Source organism: Pseudomonas sp. NPDC089996, from assembly GCF_044748405.1.
Lineage (GTDB): Bacteria > Pseudomonadota > Gammaproteobacteria > Pseudomonadales > Pseudomonadaceae > Aquipseudomonas.
Window position 1 is genome coordinate 261,415 of sequence record NZ_JBIVGA010000006.1, and the last position, 15,080, is coordinate 276,494.

At 56.1% G+C, this 15,080-nt stretch carries 13 protein-coding genes and 4 pseudogenes; 8 read left to right on the forward strand and 9 right to left on the reverse strand.

Annotated features, from left to right (window positions below; translation table 11 throughout):
• Positions 1–66: 66 nt before the first annotated feature.
• Positions 67–774 (reverse strand): TetR/AcrR family transcriptional regulator, encoded by a 708-nt coding sequence (locus tag ACIPW4_RS13090; protein WP_400658402.1) that lies wholly within the window; start codon positions 772–774, stop codon positions 67–69.
• 222 nt (positions 775–996) lie between these two features.
• A pseudogene (locus ACIPW4_RS13095) lies at positions 997–1,173 on the reverse strand (IS5/IS1182 family transposase); the annotation flags it as partial.
• 937 nt (positions 1,174–2,110) lie between these two features.
• Here ACIPW4_RS13095 and ACIPW4_RS13100 point away from each other — a divergent pair.
• A pseudogene (locus tag ACIPW4_RS13100) lies at positions 2,111–2,236 on the forward strand (DUF6538 domain-containing protein); the annotation flags it as partial.
• 60 nt (positions 2,237–2,296) lie between these two features.
• Here ACIPW4_RS13100 and ACIPW4_RS13105 read toward each other — a convergent pair.
• Positions 2,297–2,719 (reverse strand): hypothetical protein, encoded by a 423-nt coding sequence (locus ACIPW4_RS13105; protein ID WP_400658639.1) that lies wholly within the window; start codon positions 2,717–2,719, stop codon positions 2,297–2,299.
• Positions 2,720–2,971: 252 nt separating this feature from the next.
• Between ACIPW4_RS13105 and ACIPW4_RS13110 the strand changes: the two genes are divergently transcribed.
• From ACIPW4_RS13110 to ACIPW4_RS13120, 3 genes and pseudogenes are all read left to right on the forward strand, one after another.
• A complete protein-coding gene (locus ACIPW4_RS13110; protein ID WP_400658404.1) occupies positions 2,972–3,538 on the forward strand; it encodes a TetR/AcrR family transcriptional regulator in 567 nt (188 codons plus the stop codon).
• A 70-nt stretch (positions 3,539–3,608) separates the two neighbouring features.
• Positions 3,609–3,737: pseudogene (locus ACIPW4_RS13115) on the forward strand (DUF1348 family protein); the annotation flags it as partial.
• Between the two features lie 102 nt (positions 3,738–3,839).
• Positions 3,840–4,316 carry a nuclear transport factor 2 family protein gene (locus tag ACIPW4_RS13120; protein ID WP_132841731.1) on the forward strand — a complete coding sequence of 159 codons (477 nt, stop codon included), beginning with the start codon at positions 3,840–3,842 and terminating at the stop codon, positions 4,314–4,316.
• A gap of 34 nt (positions 4,317–4,350) precedes the next feature.
• On the opposite strand, the gene cynR is transcribed toward ACIPW4_RS13120, so the two are convergent.
• On the reverse strand, positions 4,351–5,268 hold the full coding sequence (gene cynR / locus ACIPW4_RS13125) for a transcriptional regulator CynR (RefSeq protein ID WP_400658406.1): 918 nt from the start codon (positions 5,266–5,268) through the stop codon (positions 4,351–4,353).
• Positions 5,269–5,378: 110 nt separating this feature from the next.
• On the opposite strand from cynR, the gene ACIPW4_RS13130 reads away from it, so the two are divergent.
• A complete protein-coding gene (locus ACIPW4_RS13130) occupies positions 5,379–6,038 on the forward strand; it encodes a carbonic anhydrase (RefSeq protein WP_400658408.1) in 660 nt (219 codons plus the stop codon).
• Positions 6,039–6,077: 39 nt separating this feature from the next.
• Positions 6,078–6,548 carry a cyanase gene (cynS, locus tag ACIPW4_RS13135; protein ID WP_019471981.1) on the forward strand — a complete coding sequence of 157 codons (471 nt, stop codon included), beginning with the start codon at positions 6,078–6,080 and terminating at the stop codon, positions 6,546–6,548.
• Between the two features lie 134 nt (positions 6,549–6,682).
• Here cynS and ACIPW4_RS13140 read toward each other — a convergent pair whose 3' ends face one another.
• From ACIPW4_RS13140 to ACIPW4_RS13155, 4 genes are all read right to left on the reverse strand, one after another.
• Positions 6,683–7,714 (reverse strand): ABC transporter substrate-binding protein, encoded by a 1,032-nt coding sequence (locus ACIPW4_RS13140; protein WP_400658410.1) that lies wholly within the window; start codon positions 7,712–7,714, stop codon positions 6,683–6,685.
• 50 nt (positions 7,715–7,764) lie between these two features.
• A complete protein-coding gene (locus ACIPW4_RS13145; RefSeq protein ID WP_400658411.1) occupies positions 7,765–8,070 on the reverse strand; it encodes a DUF1330 domain-containing protein in 306 nt (101 codons plus the stop codon).
• 304 nt (positions 8,071–8,374) lie between these two features.
• Positions 8,375–9,304, reverse strand: a complete 930-nt coding sequence (locus ACIPW4_RS13150) for a sugar phosphate isomerase/epimerase family protein (protein ID WP_400658412.1) — start codon at positions 9,302–9,304, stop codon at positions 8,375–8,377.
• A 75-nt stretch (positions 9,305–9,379) separates the two neighbouring features.
• Positions 9,380–10,714 carry an MFS transporter gene (locus ACIPW4_RS13155; protein ID WP_400658414.1) on the reverse strand — a complete coding sequence of 445 codons (1,335 nt, stop codon included), beginning with the start codon at positions 10,712–10,714 and terminating at the stop codon, positions 9,380–9,382.
• Positions 10,715–11,066: 352 nt separating this feature from the next.
• Between ACIPW4_RS13155 and ACIPW4_RS13160 the strand changes: the two genes are divergently transcribed.
• On the forward strand, positions 11,067–12,116 hold the full coding sequence (locus ACIPW4_RS13160; protein ID WP_400658416.1) for a GlxA family transcriptional regulator: 1,050 nt from the start codon (positions 11,067–11,069) through the stop codon (positions 12,114–12,116).
• A gap of 56 nt (positions 12,117–12,172) precedes the next feature.
• Positions 12,173–12,781: pseudogene (locus tag ACIPW4_RS13165) on the forward strand (OprD family outer membrane porin); the annotation flags it as partial.
• A 140-nt stretch (positions 12,782–12,921) separates the two neighbouring features.
• Here the strand turns inward: ACIPW4_RS13165 and ACIPW4_RS13170 are convergent.
• Complete coding sequence (locus ACIPW4_RS13170) at positions 12,922–15,069, reverse strand: 3-hydroxyacyl-CoA dehydrogenase NAD-binding domain-containing protein (protein ID WP_400658418.1); 2,148 nt, start codon at positions 15,067–15,069, stop codon at positions 12,922–12,924.
• Positions 15,070–15,080: the final 11 nt, after the last annotated feature.

Consider the following 15,080-nt stretch of genomic DNA (forward strand, 5'->3'; position numbering starts at 1 on the left):
GGATCGCTGAAACCGCACTAGGATGTTTTTTCGGGGGTGATTGCAGTTAGGAAGTGAGGGTAGGCTTTATGTTGACGCGATTCGGTCAAGCCATTCGCGCATCAGGGCGCGCTCTCCGAGGGTCAGCGTTTTTACAACGCCTAGATTGGCTTTTAGCTCTGCGGCAAGCGTGGGAGCCTTCCTGATGGGATCGGGGGCGTCCTCGTTAGAGGATGAGCGCTGCGTTCCCTTTTTTAGCAAGGGCTTGACTGCTTGACGCGCTAGCCAGCAGATGTCTGAAGTACGACTGGTATGGTGCAGACAAGTGAAGATCATTCCGACACTGAAAGGTTGGATAAGCTCCAAAGCTTGTTTCTCGCTGACGTGCAATAGTCCCGCCTTGGCTACCTCTCTGATGCATCCTCTTAGTTCATCAACCTGAGCGCTCCAAAAGCTTGAACCCTTGACTTCACGAGGCTTGCTGACATGTAGATATAGGTCTGGATAGGTCAGGCCGAAGTCGATAAATCTCTCGATCGCCATGTAGAGTCTGTCGATCGAGTCACGCGTGCAGGTTTCCTTGTGTGGATGATTTCGCCACAGATGAAAAGCTGCGGCATTCATCAGCTGATCGATGTTCCCAATGTGCTCGTAGATTTGAGGAGGCAAAACATCCGCGTGCTTCGCGATATTTCTTACTGTTGCACCGCCTATCCCAACCTCGGCAATCAGCTTCGCTGTCGCTTCGATAATTGCGACTGCAAGGGGATGGGAGTGAATATGGGATTGGGACATAGTCGTGGTGCTGATGTGGCTGAGCGCGGGACGGCAGATGATACGTTTCGACGCAGATGTGGGCAAACGCTGATAGGCGTTGTCCTATTCGTCTCGCTAAGAGGGAATGACCCGATAGCCCTGGCGGTCAATGTGTGCGCAGGCATCGTCCGATGACCAGGTGGAGTAGCACCATTGTCGCGAATAGCAGCTTACAGTCTCAGCGGGCGATCCCCGCTGGGCCTAGGCTCTATACGAAAAGAGATGCCGCAAGCACCACATGGAACAAGCCAGTGAGGCCATGGCCGCGTAGCTTTTCGCAAGCTTGTCAAACCGCGTTACGATCCGACGGCTCTCCTTCAGCCAGCCAAACATGCGCTCAATATTGCTTTGCTGCCGGTACTTGGGCCCATCAAACAGGTCTGATGCAGGCAGCGTGAAAATAGTGCTCAACGCCGTTGCACATCATCGTCAACATTCTCAAGAGCTTCCAGTCGATGCCGGTAACCCTGACTATCAAGGCGTTGGCTGATGATTGCAACATCCACCGTTTTTCCACCCATGCCCATCCAGCAGGGTTGCCGCAGGCATTTAGGGAGGGGGGCACATTCTGCTTGAGCAACGCTCCTGAGAGCCCGCTGGGCTCAGCTCTTGGAGATTGACCTTGAACCTCAAAGCATCTCTGTCGCGAGATTGACTGACAGTGCACGAGTCTCGTCAGTCGCAATGGCTTCGAAATCTTCGACGCCCAACCGGATTGATGAATCAACGCTATCTAGCCTGGGCATGGTCACTTCCTCGTCGGCGTTCAACACGGATTGGCTTGAGTTTATGGGTGAGCCTAAGCTTCTCAACTAGATGCCAGTGCTACAAAGGCGGCTAGCCAGATGAGTCCGCTTGCGCTCAGTACGTCAGCTTTCAGTCGGCTACTAGTCGCCTATGATGGGTGAAATGCAGGGGAAGCAGCCCCTCTTGCAGTCAGGTTTGACATGCTACGCGACGACCAGAATCAGTTGGATTAGCCCGCCGGTATAAGCCAGAAAGAGTGGACGGTGTCAGACAACAGCAAGTGCATGATTTTTTGAGAAATTATAAGTATGCAGTCAGGTGCATGCTTGCCCACCGAGCTGTCCCGGACGGGGAGGCCCCGGTATTGCTGGGCTGGATGGGTTGGTGTAGTATTCTTCCTACTGGAGCGGTTCCCCGGAATTGAGGGGGTACCTTAGTTAAGGGTTCGAATCTCTACGCTTCCGCCATATTCTGAAACCCCTGTGAACCTTGAGTTCCGGGGGTTTTCTCGTTCCAGGGCCACTGAATCCTATTGATTAGGGTACCCAATCGCTCGCATGTCTACTCCATGGAAAGGCCTGCGCACGGCCTTTACTACATCCGGCAGCGCGCCCCTAAAGAACTCGTTCAGGTCTTTGGTAAGCTCTACAAGAAGAGCTTCAAGACCAAGGGCTTGAGCTTGGCTAAGCGACACTTCGCGTCCGAATGGCCATCTGCAAGGATGGAGATTTGCCGAGTGAGCAGGCAAAAGAACTCACGCTGGATGAATCATCACACTGATGCGGCGGCGCTCAATGACCTTTTGATTTCCGGGCGCTCCAGTGAGCTTGTCGAACGTGACCGTGGTATCGGCGTTGACTGCTGGGTTTGGTACGACTCGTATGACCTGATAGGCCTGGTTTTCTCGGGCTTGGGGCTCAAGTTCAACGGTACTGTCGTCCGGGGTGCTGGCAACCCAGGTTTCTCCAGGTGCCACCTCAAGCCGGGCGGAGTAAGCGTCGCCGGCGACGCTGTGGAAAGTGCAGCCATCGATGACCTGCGCCAGTTCGGGGCAATGGGCAGCCTTGGCGCCTGGGCGCAACGGATTGTCGATTGCGTAGGTGATGTTTTGCGTATCCGCGAATGCTAATGACCCGAGAGTGCTGGTCACCAGAGCGACGAAGAGTTTTACTCGCATTGCAGTGCTTCCTTGTTTGTATTATCGGTATGTATACAGAATGTATATTTGACGATGAGGTTGCGTCAACGATATGCAAAGCGTGGAGGAATGGCATCAGACAACCCCGCAGGTACGGGGATTTTTCCGTCAGTAACCATGCCAATGGCATCGCGGCCATAGGCCCCCTCCCACACGTACAATCCAAAAAATTCAGAAGAGACGCTTGATCAGGGAGAACGATCGTTCTACTCTGGCTACATGGATAAGCCAATGACCGATACACGTGAAAAAATTCTGGCTACTGCCGAAAAGCTGATTTACGAAAATGGGATTCACGCCACTGGCATGGATCTTCTGGTAAAGACTTCTGGCGTAGCCCGTAAAAGTATTTATCGCTATTTTGCCAATAAAGATGATGTCGCCGCAGCGGCACTGAATGCGCGTGATGTACGCTGGATGCAGTGGTTCAGGAGTGAATGCGAAAAGGCGCAAACTCCACAGGGACGCATCCTTGGCATTTTTGATGTATTACAGACCTGGTTTGAGTCTGAAGGATTTCGCGGTTGTGCTTTTATCAACACCGCCGGAGAAGTGGGTGATGCAGATGACCCTATTCGGCAAATCGCAAGGCTGCATAAGCAAAAGTTACTCGACTACACACTTGAATTGGCCAATGAGTTAGACGTAAAAGAGCCGATTGTCTTGGCCAGGCAATTATTTGTGCTTATTGAGGGCACGATAACCGTGGCCCGCGTCATGGGCGACCATACTGCTCTCGATAGCGCAAAAGAAATCGCTGGCATTTTGCTAAAAGAAGTACCGCGCACAAGCGCTTGACGTTCCAGATACGCTATTTTCAGTGAACGATCCAAATGATTGGAGGCACCTTCATGCCCAACGAACAAGGGCCTTCACCGATAACCGCATCGCCGTAAGGTACGGCTACAAGTGGTATGACGATTTCGGCAACGGGTTCCGCTCCTACGGCAATGAAAACCGGGAGTTAGAGGCAGATGGCTTGATGCATCGCCGCTTCGTTTCAAGTCTTTGAATATCGCTTCGATCAGGTCCACTGTGCTGGCCTGACTTGACGATCTGCAAGTAACGTTGTTTATCCACTTGATTTGGAGGCATTACCATGTCCAACGCACAAGTTCGCCCGCCACTTCCTCCTTTTACTCGCGAATCGGCGATTGAAAAAGTTCGGCTCGCTGAAGATGGTTGGAATACCCGCGAGCCTGAAAAAATTGCGCTCGCCTATACCCTGGACACAAAATGGCGTAACCGGGCCGAGTTTGCGAACAATCGTGAAGAAGCCCAGGGTTTCCTCACTCGCAAATGGAAGAAAGAGCTGGACTACCGTCTGATCAAAGAGCTCTGGGCATTCACCGACAACCGTATCGCCGTCCGTTACGCCTACGAGTGGCACGACGATTCGGGCAACTGGTTTCGCTCCTACGGCAACGAAAACTGGGAGTTTGAGGCGGATGGCCTGATGCACCGCCGCTTCGCCTGCATCAACGATATGCCCATCAAGGAAAGCGAGCGCAAGTTCCACTGGCCCCTTGGGCGACGTCCGGATGATCACCCAGGCCTGACTGAACTGGGTCTCTGAGCCATGCTGAACCTGATCCTTCACAACTGAAGGATCAGGTTTTTTGCTTTCCCCATGGGCTGTCTGACCCATCAAGACCGCTGGACACTTCTTTAGCCAGCTCGATGAAAACCCCCACCGCTGCACTCAGATACGCTTCCTTTCGCCGTAAAAGAACGGCAGTTCGCTGCAAGCGTTCTGGCTCCAGGGTGATGGCCACCAGGTCGTCATGGGCCAACGCAATTCTGGCAGGCAGTAACGTCGAAAGATGCGTTCGTCGAACGATCTCAATCACTGCCCCAAGGGCATTGGCCTCCATCTGCACCTGGGGGCGAATCTCGTGCTTGCGGCAGTAGCGGTCGATTTGTTCACGCGTGGCAAACTCTGTACTGAGTAGAACCAGAGACTCAACACTCAGGCCTTGCGATGTTATTGCCCGCTCCTCGGCCAAGCGGTGTTTTCGGTTCACCACTAGCGCGAGCGTTTCGTTCAGCAAGGGGACGGCTTCAATGTCCGGTGTATTTATTTCATCGAACGCGATTCCTACGTCCAGTTCTCCTGCCAAAAGCAATTCCTCGATGCGCTCCTGGGAGATCTCTTTCAGGTTGACGGTGATGTTGGGATGCCTGGAGTGAAATGCCTCGATCAGCGGCCCCACCAGATAGGTGGTGAATGTCGGCGTTACGGCAATGCGCAATGAGCCACGGCTGAGGTCGCTCACGTCATGAATAGCGCTTTTAGCTTCCCGCAACGCCTGATACGCCCGGCGTGCATAGCGAAGGTAGACATCGCCTGCGTCTGTCAGCCGCGTCGTGCGCCCTGAGCGGTCGAATAATTGGGCTCCAAGACTCTCTTCCAGCTGCCTTACTTGCTGCGAAAGGGCCGGCTGAGAGACATGCAGAGCCGCTGCAGCCTTCGTGAAACTGAGATGTTCCGCAACCGCCAGGAAATACTGGATGTGTCGAGCGAGCATAAGTTGACTCATAAGATTATCTGATCCAACTCATAATAAATGAGACTTTTACCTTATGCCATGTGTTACTTAATCTTTGTCTCACACCCAGCGACATTGAGACAGCAACCATGAAAGCGATCATCGACGGTTTTCTGAAATTCCAGCAAAACGCCTTTCCTGAGCGGGTCAAACTGTTCAAGGACCTGGCCAATCAGCAGAGCCCGAAGGCGCTGTTCATCTCCTGTTCAGACAGCCGACTGGTGCCTGAACTGGTGACTCAGCGCGAGCCAGGCGATCTGTTTGTAATTCGCAACGCCGGCAACATCGTGCCGTCGTATGGCCCGGAGCCTGGGGGCGTTTCGGCCTCGGTCGAATACGCGGTGGCCGGACTCAACGTCGCAGACATCGTGATCTGCGGTCACTCGGACTGCGGGGCGATGACCGCTATCGCAACCTGCAACTGCCTGGATCACATGCCTGCTGTAGCCGGTTGGTTGCGTTACGCCGACTCGGCCAAGGTGGTTAACGAAGCCCGTCAACACCTCGATAAACCCAGCAAAGTCGCTTCCATGGTGCGCGAAAACGTCATCGCGCAACTGGCCAACATCCAGACCCACCCATCCGTTCGCCTGGCGCTCGAAGAAGGGCGCGTCACGTTGCATTGCTGGATCTATGACATCGAAACCGGGCGTATCGATGCCTTTGATGGCAGCACCGGCACCTTCGTGTCTCTCGCCGAAAACCCTGAAGTTCACGCCGTTTCCCAACAAGCCAGGCACGTTGCCTGAAACCTGTACCTGCACCTTTATCTACCCAGGAGATTCACCATGATCCAGACTCAAGCTACTCGCACCGCTCGCCAGGAACTGACCGAAATCATCATCCTGGCCAAGGCTCGCAAGGATCTTTCCTTCGCAGAAATCGTTGATGGCACCGGCCTGTCCGAAGCCTTCGTCACTGCAGCCTTGCTTGGTCAGCACCCGCTGCCTGAAAGCGCCGCCAAGGTGGTAGGCGAAAAGCTTGACCTTGATGCTGATCAAGTCACTCTGCTGCAGTCGATGCCAATTCGGGGCAGCTTCTTCGACGGTGTGCCGAGCGACCCGACCATCTACCGCTTCTACGAGATGATGTCGGTGTACGGCACTACCCTCAAAGCACTGGTTCACGAGAAGTTCGGTGACGGCATCATCAGCGCCATCAACTTCAAGCTGGATATCAAGAAAGTCGAAGACCCGGACGGTGGCCATCGCGCTGTGATCACCCTGGACGGCAAATACCTGCCTACCAAGCCTTTCTGATGTCACTCAGCCCGGCGTCAGACTGCGCCGGGCTCCCCCCCAACCGTTTGTTGCGACCGAGTGCCGTATGACTGGGCTGGCCTTCTTTGGCCTCCAATCGAGGTGATTGCCTGTCGATCGCGGTTGCCCCGAGCTCAGCCTCTTGCTATCCAAGCGTTGAAGCGCGCCTCCAGCTCTTCGCCATGGTTGATCCAGAACTCGTTATCGAAGGCCAGCGACTGCTTGATGTTCTGAGGCGCAGTGTTCAACTGAGCAGCGATGCCTTTGTCGAGCAACGCGGCAGTGTGCACGTTGACCGATCCATACCCAAGTTTCGTCGAGTGGAGCTTCTGCGCCTCTGGCGTGAGGGTCGAGGCAATGAATGCTTCAGCAAGTGCCTTGTTCTTGCTGCCGCGAGGAATGGCCCAGTAATCAATCGCATGAATGCTCCCTCCCCAAACCGGTTTGATGTGAGCGCCAGACTGCTCTGCGGCGAAGATGCGTCCATTGAACGCAGTGGTCATGACTACATCTTTCGCGGCCAGGTATTGCATCGGCTGCGCCCCGGCTTCCCACCATTGAATATTGGGTTTGAGTTCATCCAGCTTGCTGAACGCCCGGTCAACGCCTTCCGGGGTAGCCAAAATCTGGTACACCTGGTCTTGAGGTACGCCATCGGCAAGCAGTGCTGCTTCGAGGGTGAATTTGGCGCCTCGCTGCAAGGCGCGCTTTCCTGGGTACTTGGTGACGTTCCAGAAATCCGCCCATCCTTGTGGTGCGTCCTTGAGCGTGTCGGCGTTGTAGGCCATGGTCATCGACCAGACCAGCAATCCGGCACCGCATTCCAAGAGTGTCCCGGGAACGAAATCAGCAGCCTTGCCGATCCGTTGCGTATCCAGCGGTTCGAACAGCCCTTCATCACACCCACGCACAAGTTTGTCAGATTCGACCTGGACGACATCCCAGTTGACGCTGTTGGTGTCGACCATCGCCTTGATCCGGGCCATTTCACCGTTGTATTCACCCGCGATGAGCTTGGCTTGGTGGGCGGCTTCAAATGGCTGGTAGAAAACCTCGGTCTGGACGGTCTTGCTGACCCCGCCATACGAGATCACTGTCAGCTCCGTGGCGTTGGCTGTCGAGCTGAGCGCCAAGGCGAGAGCGAGAGCAGTCAGTTGCTTTTCCATACGCGTTCTTCCTTGTTATTGATTGTGAATGCGGTAGGTGGAGAAGGCTGTCAGGCGAGGTTGCCCTCGATGATCAGAAGCTGCCGGCTGGATGCGCGTACGGCGTAAACCAGGGCTTCAGCGTAGGCTGGGTCGTTGTAGCAGGCATGCGCTGTGGCGAGTGAGTCGAACTCGACTGCGAGTAGGCGACGAGCGTTACCGGCCTCTTTCAGCGCGGAAACATCCAGTGGTTTCAGGACGGCCCTGTATTGTTCGGCGATGGGTCGCCACAGACGTGCGTATTGCTCTTGAGCCTCAGTGCTCGTGATCTCTTCACCCAAGATCAGCCAATAACCCTTCACGATCGTGCCCCCCAAGTTGTGCCCCCTCAACCGAAGAGGGTTGCACTCGATTGTTCGCTTGGCACTCAAGCAATCGATATAACGGGAAGGACGTATTTCGGAACGTGTGGGAATGCATCACTGCGAGCAGTTTCTCTGGCTGTTGCGCCTGGTGCATCATCCATCAGTGACTTGGCCAACGCACTCAGGTAATGCGCAACCCAGATCATCATTGGGTTAAAAACGCTGGCTTTTCGATATAAAAGCGTACATAGCGACGGTTATGCCACGAAGCAAGAGGCCGTGAAGGAACCAACTCACTTCGTGGGCGAGGGTGCGATCAGCGCTTCAGTCCGACATTGAGCGTGTTGTGCAGGTAGTCGATGCTGTCTCTGGCGGCCTTCAGTTCCAGCTCGCGGCCCTCTTCGATGGAATAGCCAGACAGGGGCAGTTCGACCTCGAAAATGATGGTATCCAGTGCCTCAGGGGCATTTGCCCTCAGCGCCTGCATGATCTTCACGCAGTCGTTGTCGCCCTGCCCGACGGCAGTGCCAATCGAATGGGTACCGTTGGGGTCGACGACGATTTTCAGATCGCAGAAGTGTACGCAGTAGGCATAGGGGGCCAGCTTGCGAACACATTCCTCCACACCTTCCCCGAGCACCAGGGAGTTCATGGTGTCCAGGCAGGCGCCAATCAGTGGGTGGTGCAGTTGTTCCACGATCCAGATGACCTCGTCGGCAAACAGGTCGCAGTGGTTTTCGAGGGCGATCTTCAGGCCGTACTGCTCGATCAGCGGGATATTCTTTTGGAACTCGCGGATGCGTTCAGCAAGTTGTAGAACCACATCCGAGCGAAGGGTTGAGCCGTAAATGGGAGAGGCGCGTCTGATGTCCAGGCTGAACTTCACCAGCTTGGCGCCAATGGCATTGGCGATGTTCAAGGCTTGCTCGACCGACGCATTGACACGTGGATCGCTTGGGGCGTTGAAGGAAACATTCAGCTCAAGTTCAAGGTTGTGTTGCAGGGCTGCTGCTTTGACTTTGCGCAGGTTTTCGTCACTGACATTGTTATCCAGGTCGACGAGGGTGATGTGCAGCACATCCAGCCGCCATTGCGCAGCGAGTTCCATCAACTTGAAGATGTCGATGGTTCTCTCGAAGGCGTAATTGCCTTCGAAGCCCCAGCTTTCGCCGCAGCCGCTAAGGTGCAGCGAGTACGAATGCATGCCCAGTTTGAACGTGCGATCATTGTTTTTGACGATAGCCATGACCTGACTCCACTTGGAGAATTGTTTTTGGTAGTTGAAGCCTCCGCGCCATTGAGCAATGACGCGGTGCAGGGATTATTTGGTGGTCTGTGAAAGCTCCAGGCCTTTGGTCTCGGGAGCCCAGGCGAAGGCCACGAGCAGCCCAACGGCGCTGACTGCCGCACCGATGAGCATCACGCTTCCTGATCCCCAGTTGGCCAGGCCGATGGGCAACAAGAAGGTGCCCACTGCTGCGCCAAGCCGGCTCATCCCTGCAGCAAAGCCGACGCCAGTTGCCCGGATCTCAGTAGGGAAGATCTCGCTCGGGTAGAGCATCTGCAGCGTGCTGCCCGCCGCATGGAAGAAGGCGAAGATCCCAAAGCACAGAACGATCAACACGACAGAGTGACTGTCGGGCCAGATACCCAGAATCAGCAGTGGAATCACCTGGCCAACGAAGGTGGTGATGAGCAGCTTCCGACGGCCCAGGCGGTTGATCAGTGAGACACCGACCAGGCAGCCGATCAGCAGGAAAACATACAGAAGAATTTCTCCCAGCTTCGAGTTCGAACCGAAATTGATCGCCTGAAGGATCTTCGGCATGAAGATGTAGATCGCAAAGAACGGCGTGATCTGTGCCATCCAGAACACGCTGGTGAGGATCGTCTTCTTGATATAACGCGAGGAAAACAGCGCGCCATAGCTCAGGGAATTTATCTTCTCTTTGAATAGATCCGCACGAGTTACAGGATCCAGGTAATGCTCCGCAACTTCACGCGCTTCGGCTTCTCTACCTTTGCTCAGCAGCCAGCGCGGGGACTCGGGAAGGCCGACGCGCAGAACAAGCATCACGGCTGCCGGCAGGAAGCTGCTGGCCAGTATGTAGCGCCACAGATCCGGCTGGTCAGGCATAGCATTGATTGCCAGGATCGACAGGGTCGCGGCAACCGTGAACCCGATATACCACCAGATCAATAGCCCTGCGAGGCCGGGTCCACGGCGCTCTTTGCTGTTGAACTCAGCGACGAATGCGCCCGCCACTGCGTAATCGGCACCCACCGCCAGCCCGAGTAGTACGCGAAGCAAAAACAACTGTAGAGGATCAGTGACGACGAACTGCAGCACCGAGCAAATCAGGAAGGTGGCGAGGGTGGCGAGGAACATTTTCTTCCGGCCAATCTTGTCCGTCACCCAACCAAACAACAGGCCGCCGATGAACAGGCCGATCAAGGAGGCTGAGCCAATCAGGGCCTCCAGGGTTGCAGAAACGCCAAGGCCGGTCGTGCTCAGGGGAAGTGCAATGCCGATGACCGCAAGAATCCATCCATCACAGAGCTTGCCACCCGCAGCGCACGTTGTAACTTTTCTTTGAAAGCGCTCAAATCTGGAATCGAAGACATTGTCTTCCAGATGCAATGAATCAGCACCCATTACGCCACCTCGTGAGTTATTTATTTTGTTGAAGGCAGTTCTTGTCCAGCAGCAGATAGCGCTGCAGCCTGGTCGGTGCAAAAGATGTAACTCAGTAGGGGCTAGGTATTGGCCGACTTGAGGTGCAACACTTTTGTTTGGATGCTGTGATGTGAGTCCATTCTTTCAAGCTTTAGCGGAACGTCCGGGTATAAACGCAGGTTGATCACATCATCATTGTTTGCAGAGGCTTTATTGTTCATCTTGTCTGCTCGTCTGCCGTGTGGATGGCGCTCAGATTAGACTTGACAGTCACCGCGGTTATAGTGAAAAAAGGAAGAATATCGGTATTTTTCTCCCTTTCGAGGTGGCCATGTCACTTGCACACACGGAATCTCTGGAGGCCCTCATCAGCCCGCGCAAAGAGGTGCCCCAGGTCGACCCGGCCCTCAAGGTAGGGATCATGGTCACACCGGATTTCACCCTCTCACCGCTGGCTCTGTTTACCGACTGCCTTCGTCATGCCGCCGACGAAGCCGACTTCGGCAGGCAGATTTATTGCCAGTGGACGCTGCTGTCCCATTCCTGGGACGCCATCCCTTCAAGCTGTGGATATCGGGTAGAGCCGCAGTCGTTGCTGTGCGACCCTCGCGCCTATGACTACCTCGCGGTGGTCGGGGGACCGATCCATTCGAAGAAAGGGGTTCCTGTGGAGCTCCTGGATTACCTTCGTCTGGCCCATTCCCACGGCGTGAAACTGATCGGGCTATGCACGGGATCTTTCGTGCTGGCCGAGGCGGGGCTGTTGGATGGCAAACGCTGCGCGGTACATTTTTCCCTCGAACAGGTACTGCAGAAGCGTTACCCCAACGTTCGCCCTATCGAGGGGCTGCCCCTGGTCCGCGATGGCGATGTGTTGACCTGCCCGGGTGGAATCGCTGCCGTGGAGGCAGCCCGCGAAATCGTGTTGCGCCACTGTGGGCAGTCTCGGGCGCAAAAAGCCATCCAGTATCTGGTCGCGAACAGTACTCAGCTGAAGATCACCACGACCCAGTTACACCCTCTGGAAGAGCTGGCACTCAACTGCACGGACCGCCGTATCGTCCAGGCCGTTACGGTGATGCGTGAGCGTATGTACGAGCACCTCAGCATCAGCGCTCTGGCGCGTTTGATCGGTGCTACCGAGAAGCAACTCACCAAGGCATTCGACCAGCACCTCAAGGTTTCCCCTTCGGCCTTTTGGCGTGAGCTCAGGCTCGACCATACCCACTGGCTCGTGCAGAACACCGATCGATCAGTGGCCCAGATCGCTTACGAGTGTGGCTTTTCCGACAGCACTCACTTTTGCAAAAGTTTCAAAAAGCGCTTTTCGATCTCCCCTGCGCAACTTCGCAAGCAGCACAAGGCAATGGGCTGCATTTAAACGATTTTACGATGGGTGAATGGACCGGGGGCATGGTCTAGGATTTCAGTTCCAACGTCCAGGCGAGTCTTTACCACTCGGATGTGCAGGACTACTGGCGCAAGAACTACGGCGGGCTGATCTGGACCTTGCCATTGAACGGAGCACAGGCGCTCAAGTTCGACGCCAACCTCTACGCCACCCGAAGTCAGGGTGATGAACTGGGAGGGGAGTTGGACAACCGGATCTGGAGCCTTGCCGCGTCCTACAAGACTGGCGCGCACACCTTCATGCTGGCGCATCAGCAGGTGCACGGTACCGGGGATTTCCGCTATGGCGTGGAGGGCAACAGTGCGATCTACGTGGCCAACTCCAGCCAGTATTCGGACTTCAACTACGAAGGTGAAAAATCCTGGCAGGTGCGTTACACCCTGGATGCTGCACCTTATGGTGTGCCAGGCCTGACGTTCATGACGCGCTACCTGCGCGGCACTGATTTCACGACCGCCACCGGCCGTGATGGCAAAGCCTGGGAACGCGACATCGACGTGCGATACGTGGTGCAGTCAGGCCCCGCCAAGGATTTGAGTTTCCGCGTGCGAAATGCGATGTACCGCAGTTCGGACCGGGGCGGTGACATCAACGAGATCGTGGTCACCACTGAGTACCCTGTTTCGATCTTCTGATGATCAGCACAGTGAAGGAGCCTGATTTCACTGGCTCCTCCCTGTCCGCTGAAGCACGCATTGCGAATCGGGTCGAGTGCATGTGTGCGGGCCCTGGATCAAACTCGCAGAGGGGGCTCAGGGCGTTCCATCAAAGGCATTCAATTACCTGGATCAATGAGCTGGTCGTTCAGTTCCTGAAACGTACGCCCCTCAAGGACCAACTTGGCAATCAGCGGCGAAGGCTGCCAGAAAAGCGGATCACGCTCGGCGTAGTGTTCGAGCTTGCTCAGCACGGCCGGGAGCCCTAGCTGGTCGGCGTGATACATGGGCCCGCCGAGATGCCGAGGGAAACCGTAGCCATTGACCAGCACCACATCGATATCCGATGGGCGCAGGGCGATGTGGTCTTTGAGAACGTTGGCCCCTTCGTTGATCATCGCCATCAGGTAGCGTTCGGTGATGTCTGTGTCGGAAAACGCCATGGGCGTTATGCCTGAAGCCTGGCGCATCTGTTCGACGATGCGCTCGACCTGCGGATTGGGGCGCGCCGGGGAGCCAGGCTCATGCAGGTAGTAACCTTTGCCGGTCTTTTGCCCGAACCAACCCTGCTCGCACAGCGCGTCCGACACCCCCGACAGGCGCAGCCGTGGGTCGCGCAGCGCTGCCCGGCGCTGGCGAGTTGCCCAGGCAATGTCACCGCCAGCCAGGTCCATCACTTCAAACGGCCCCATGGCGAAGCCGAATGCCTTGATTGCCTGGTCCACCTGGTACGGCGAAGCACCGTCGAGCACCGTCAGGTCGGCGGCCTCGCGGTACACCGCAAGCATGCGGTTGCCGATGAAGCCATCGCACACCCCGGCGCGTACCGGTGTCTTGCGTAGCTTGGCTGCGAGGGCGAAGGCCGTGGCGGTGGTCGAGGCATGGGTCTGCTCGGCAACGATGATCTCCACCAGCTTCATGATGTTGGCCGGCGAGAAGAAGTGGAGGCCGATGACACGCGTCGGATTGACGGCCACGCGCGCGATCTCGTTGACGTTCAGGTACGAGGTATTGGTGGCGAGAATCGTGTTTGCGCTGCAGATCTCACCGAGCTGGCGGAACAACTGCTGCTTGACTGCAAGGTCTTCGAACACGGCCTCGATCACCAGCTGCGTTGGCTTGAGGTGGCTGAGTTCGACGGTGCTGGTCAGGCGGGAGAGACGTTCCTGTTTGCTGGCCTCACTGATTCTGCCCTTGAATACCTGCTTGTCGTAGGTGTCGCGGATCCGCTCGACGCCACGCCTCAAGGACGCTTGCTCACGCTCGACCAGGATCACCTCATAGCCTGCATCGAGCAGTGCCAGGCTGATACCGGCACCCATGGTGCCTGCGCCGATCACACCCACTACCTTGATCGGCAACGCTTGGGCCTGAGACAGCTCGGGGCCTTTCGCGGCCTTGCGCTCGGCCAGGAACATATGAACCAGCCCAGCCCGTTGGGGGCTTTGGCGGCACTGCTCGAACAGGCTTTTTTCCACGGCCAGGCCTTCCTCGAACGGCAACTCGATAGCGGCCTCCATGGCATCCAGGGCCCGGTGCGGCGCAAACAGGCCCTTTGATCGTGCCATCCCAGTGCGCGCTTTCTCGATTGCCTCTCGGGCCGGCGCCGGGTCGACAAGCCCCGGCATGGCGCAGCTGCGGCGGGGTAGGCCGTTTTGCTCGGCCAGACGCTGCGCGACATGCAGTGCAGCCTTGAGCACGTCGGCTTGATCAGCCAACTGATCTACCAGTTGGCTGGCCAATGCCGCCTGGGCAGTGATCGGCTTGGCCCCGAGGATCAACTCCAATGCTGCAGCGCAGCCCATCAGCCGAGGTGCTCGCTGGGTGCCTCCGGCCCCTGGAATCAAACCAAGTTCCACTTCCGGCAAGCCTAGCCTGGCAATGTTCGCGGCAACTCGGTAATGGCAGGCCATGGCCAGTTCCAGCCCGCCTCCCAGGCAGGTGCCATTGATCGCGGCCACCACGGGTTTGTGGCTGCGTTCGATATGCAGGCACAGGTCGGAAAGGCTCGGCCGGGTAACTTGGCCAAACTCGTTGATATCGGCGCCACCACAGAAGTGCTTACCGTCACCCACGATGACAATGGCTGAAGTTTGTGCATCTTGTTGTGCTTTATCAAAAGCCAGTTTCAATGCGGTTTTAACAACTGAACTCAGCGCATTGACCGGAGGATTATTGAGTTCAATAACTTCGATGCCAATACCCCGATAGGCATCGGACAAAGTTACAGGTGCAGACCTGCCTACCGTCGAATGATCCATAACCATAGTGTTTCCTG

What these genes read in the sequence shown, in the direction of transcription:
- ACIPW4_RS13120 (WP_132841731.1), top strand. Translation starts at nt 3,840, where the DNA reads ATGTCCAACGCACAAGTTCGCCCGCCACTTCCTCCTTTTACTCGCGAA.
- ACIPW4_RS13130 (WP_400658408.1), top strand. Translation starts at nt 5,379, where the DNA reads ATGAAAGCGATCATCGACGGTTTTCTGAAATTCCAGCAAAACGCCTTT.
- ACIPW4_RS13140 (WP_400658410.1), bottom strand. Translation starts at nt 7,714, where the DNA reads ATGGAAAAGCAACTGACTGCTCTCGCTCTCGCCTTGGCGCTCAGCTCG.
- cynS (WP_019471981.1), top strand. Translation starts at nt 6,078, where the DNA reads ATGATCCAGACTCAAGCTACTCGCACCGCTCGCCAGGAACTGACCGAA.
- ACIPW4_RS13110 (WP_400658404.1), top strand. Translation starts at nt 2,972, where the DNA reads ATGACCGATACACGTGAAAAAATTCTGGCTACTGCCGAAAAGCTGATT.
- ACIPW4_RS13105 (WP_400658639.1), bottom strand. Translation starts at nt 2,719, where the DNA reads ATGCGAGTAAAACTCTTCGTCGCTCTGGTGACCAGCACTCTCGGGTCA.
- ACIPW4_RS13155 (WP_400658414.1), bottom strand. Translation starts at nt 10,714, where the DNA reads ATGGGTGCTGATTCATTGCATCTGGAAGACAATGTCTTCGATTCCAGA.
- cynR (WP_400658406.1), bottom strand. Translation starts at nt 5,268, where the DNA reads ATGCTCGCTCGACACATCCAGTATTTCCTGGCGGTTGCGGAACATCTC.
- ACIPW4_RS13170 (WP_400658418.1), bottom strand. Translation starts at nt 15,069, where the DNA reads ATGGTTATGGATCATTCGACGGTAGGCAGGTCTGCACCTGTAACTTTG.
- ACIPW4_RS13090 (WP_400658402.1), bottom strand. Translation starts at nt 774, where the DNA reads ATGTCCCAATCCCATATTCACTCCCATCCCCTTGCAGTCGCAATTATC.
- ACIPW4_RS13150 (WP_400658412.1), bottom strand. Translation starts at nt 9,304, where the DNA reads ATGGCTATCGTCAAAAACAATGATCGCACGTTCAAACTGGGCATGCAT.
- ACIPW4_RS13160 (WP_400658416.1), top strand. Translation starts at nt 11,067, where the DNA reads ATGTCACTTGCACACACGGAATCTCTGGAGGCCCTCATCAGCCCGCGC.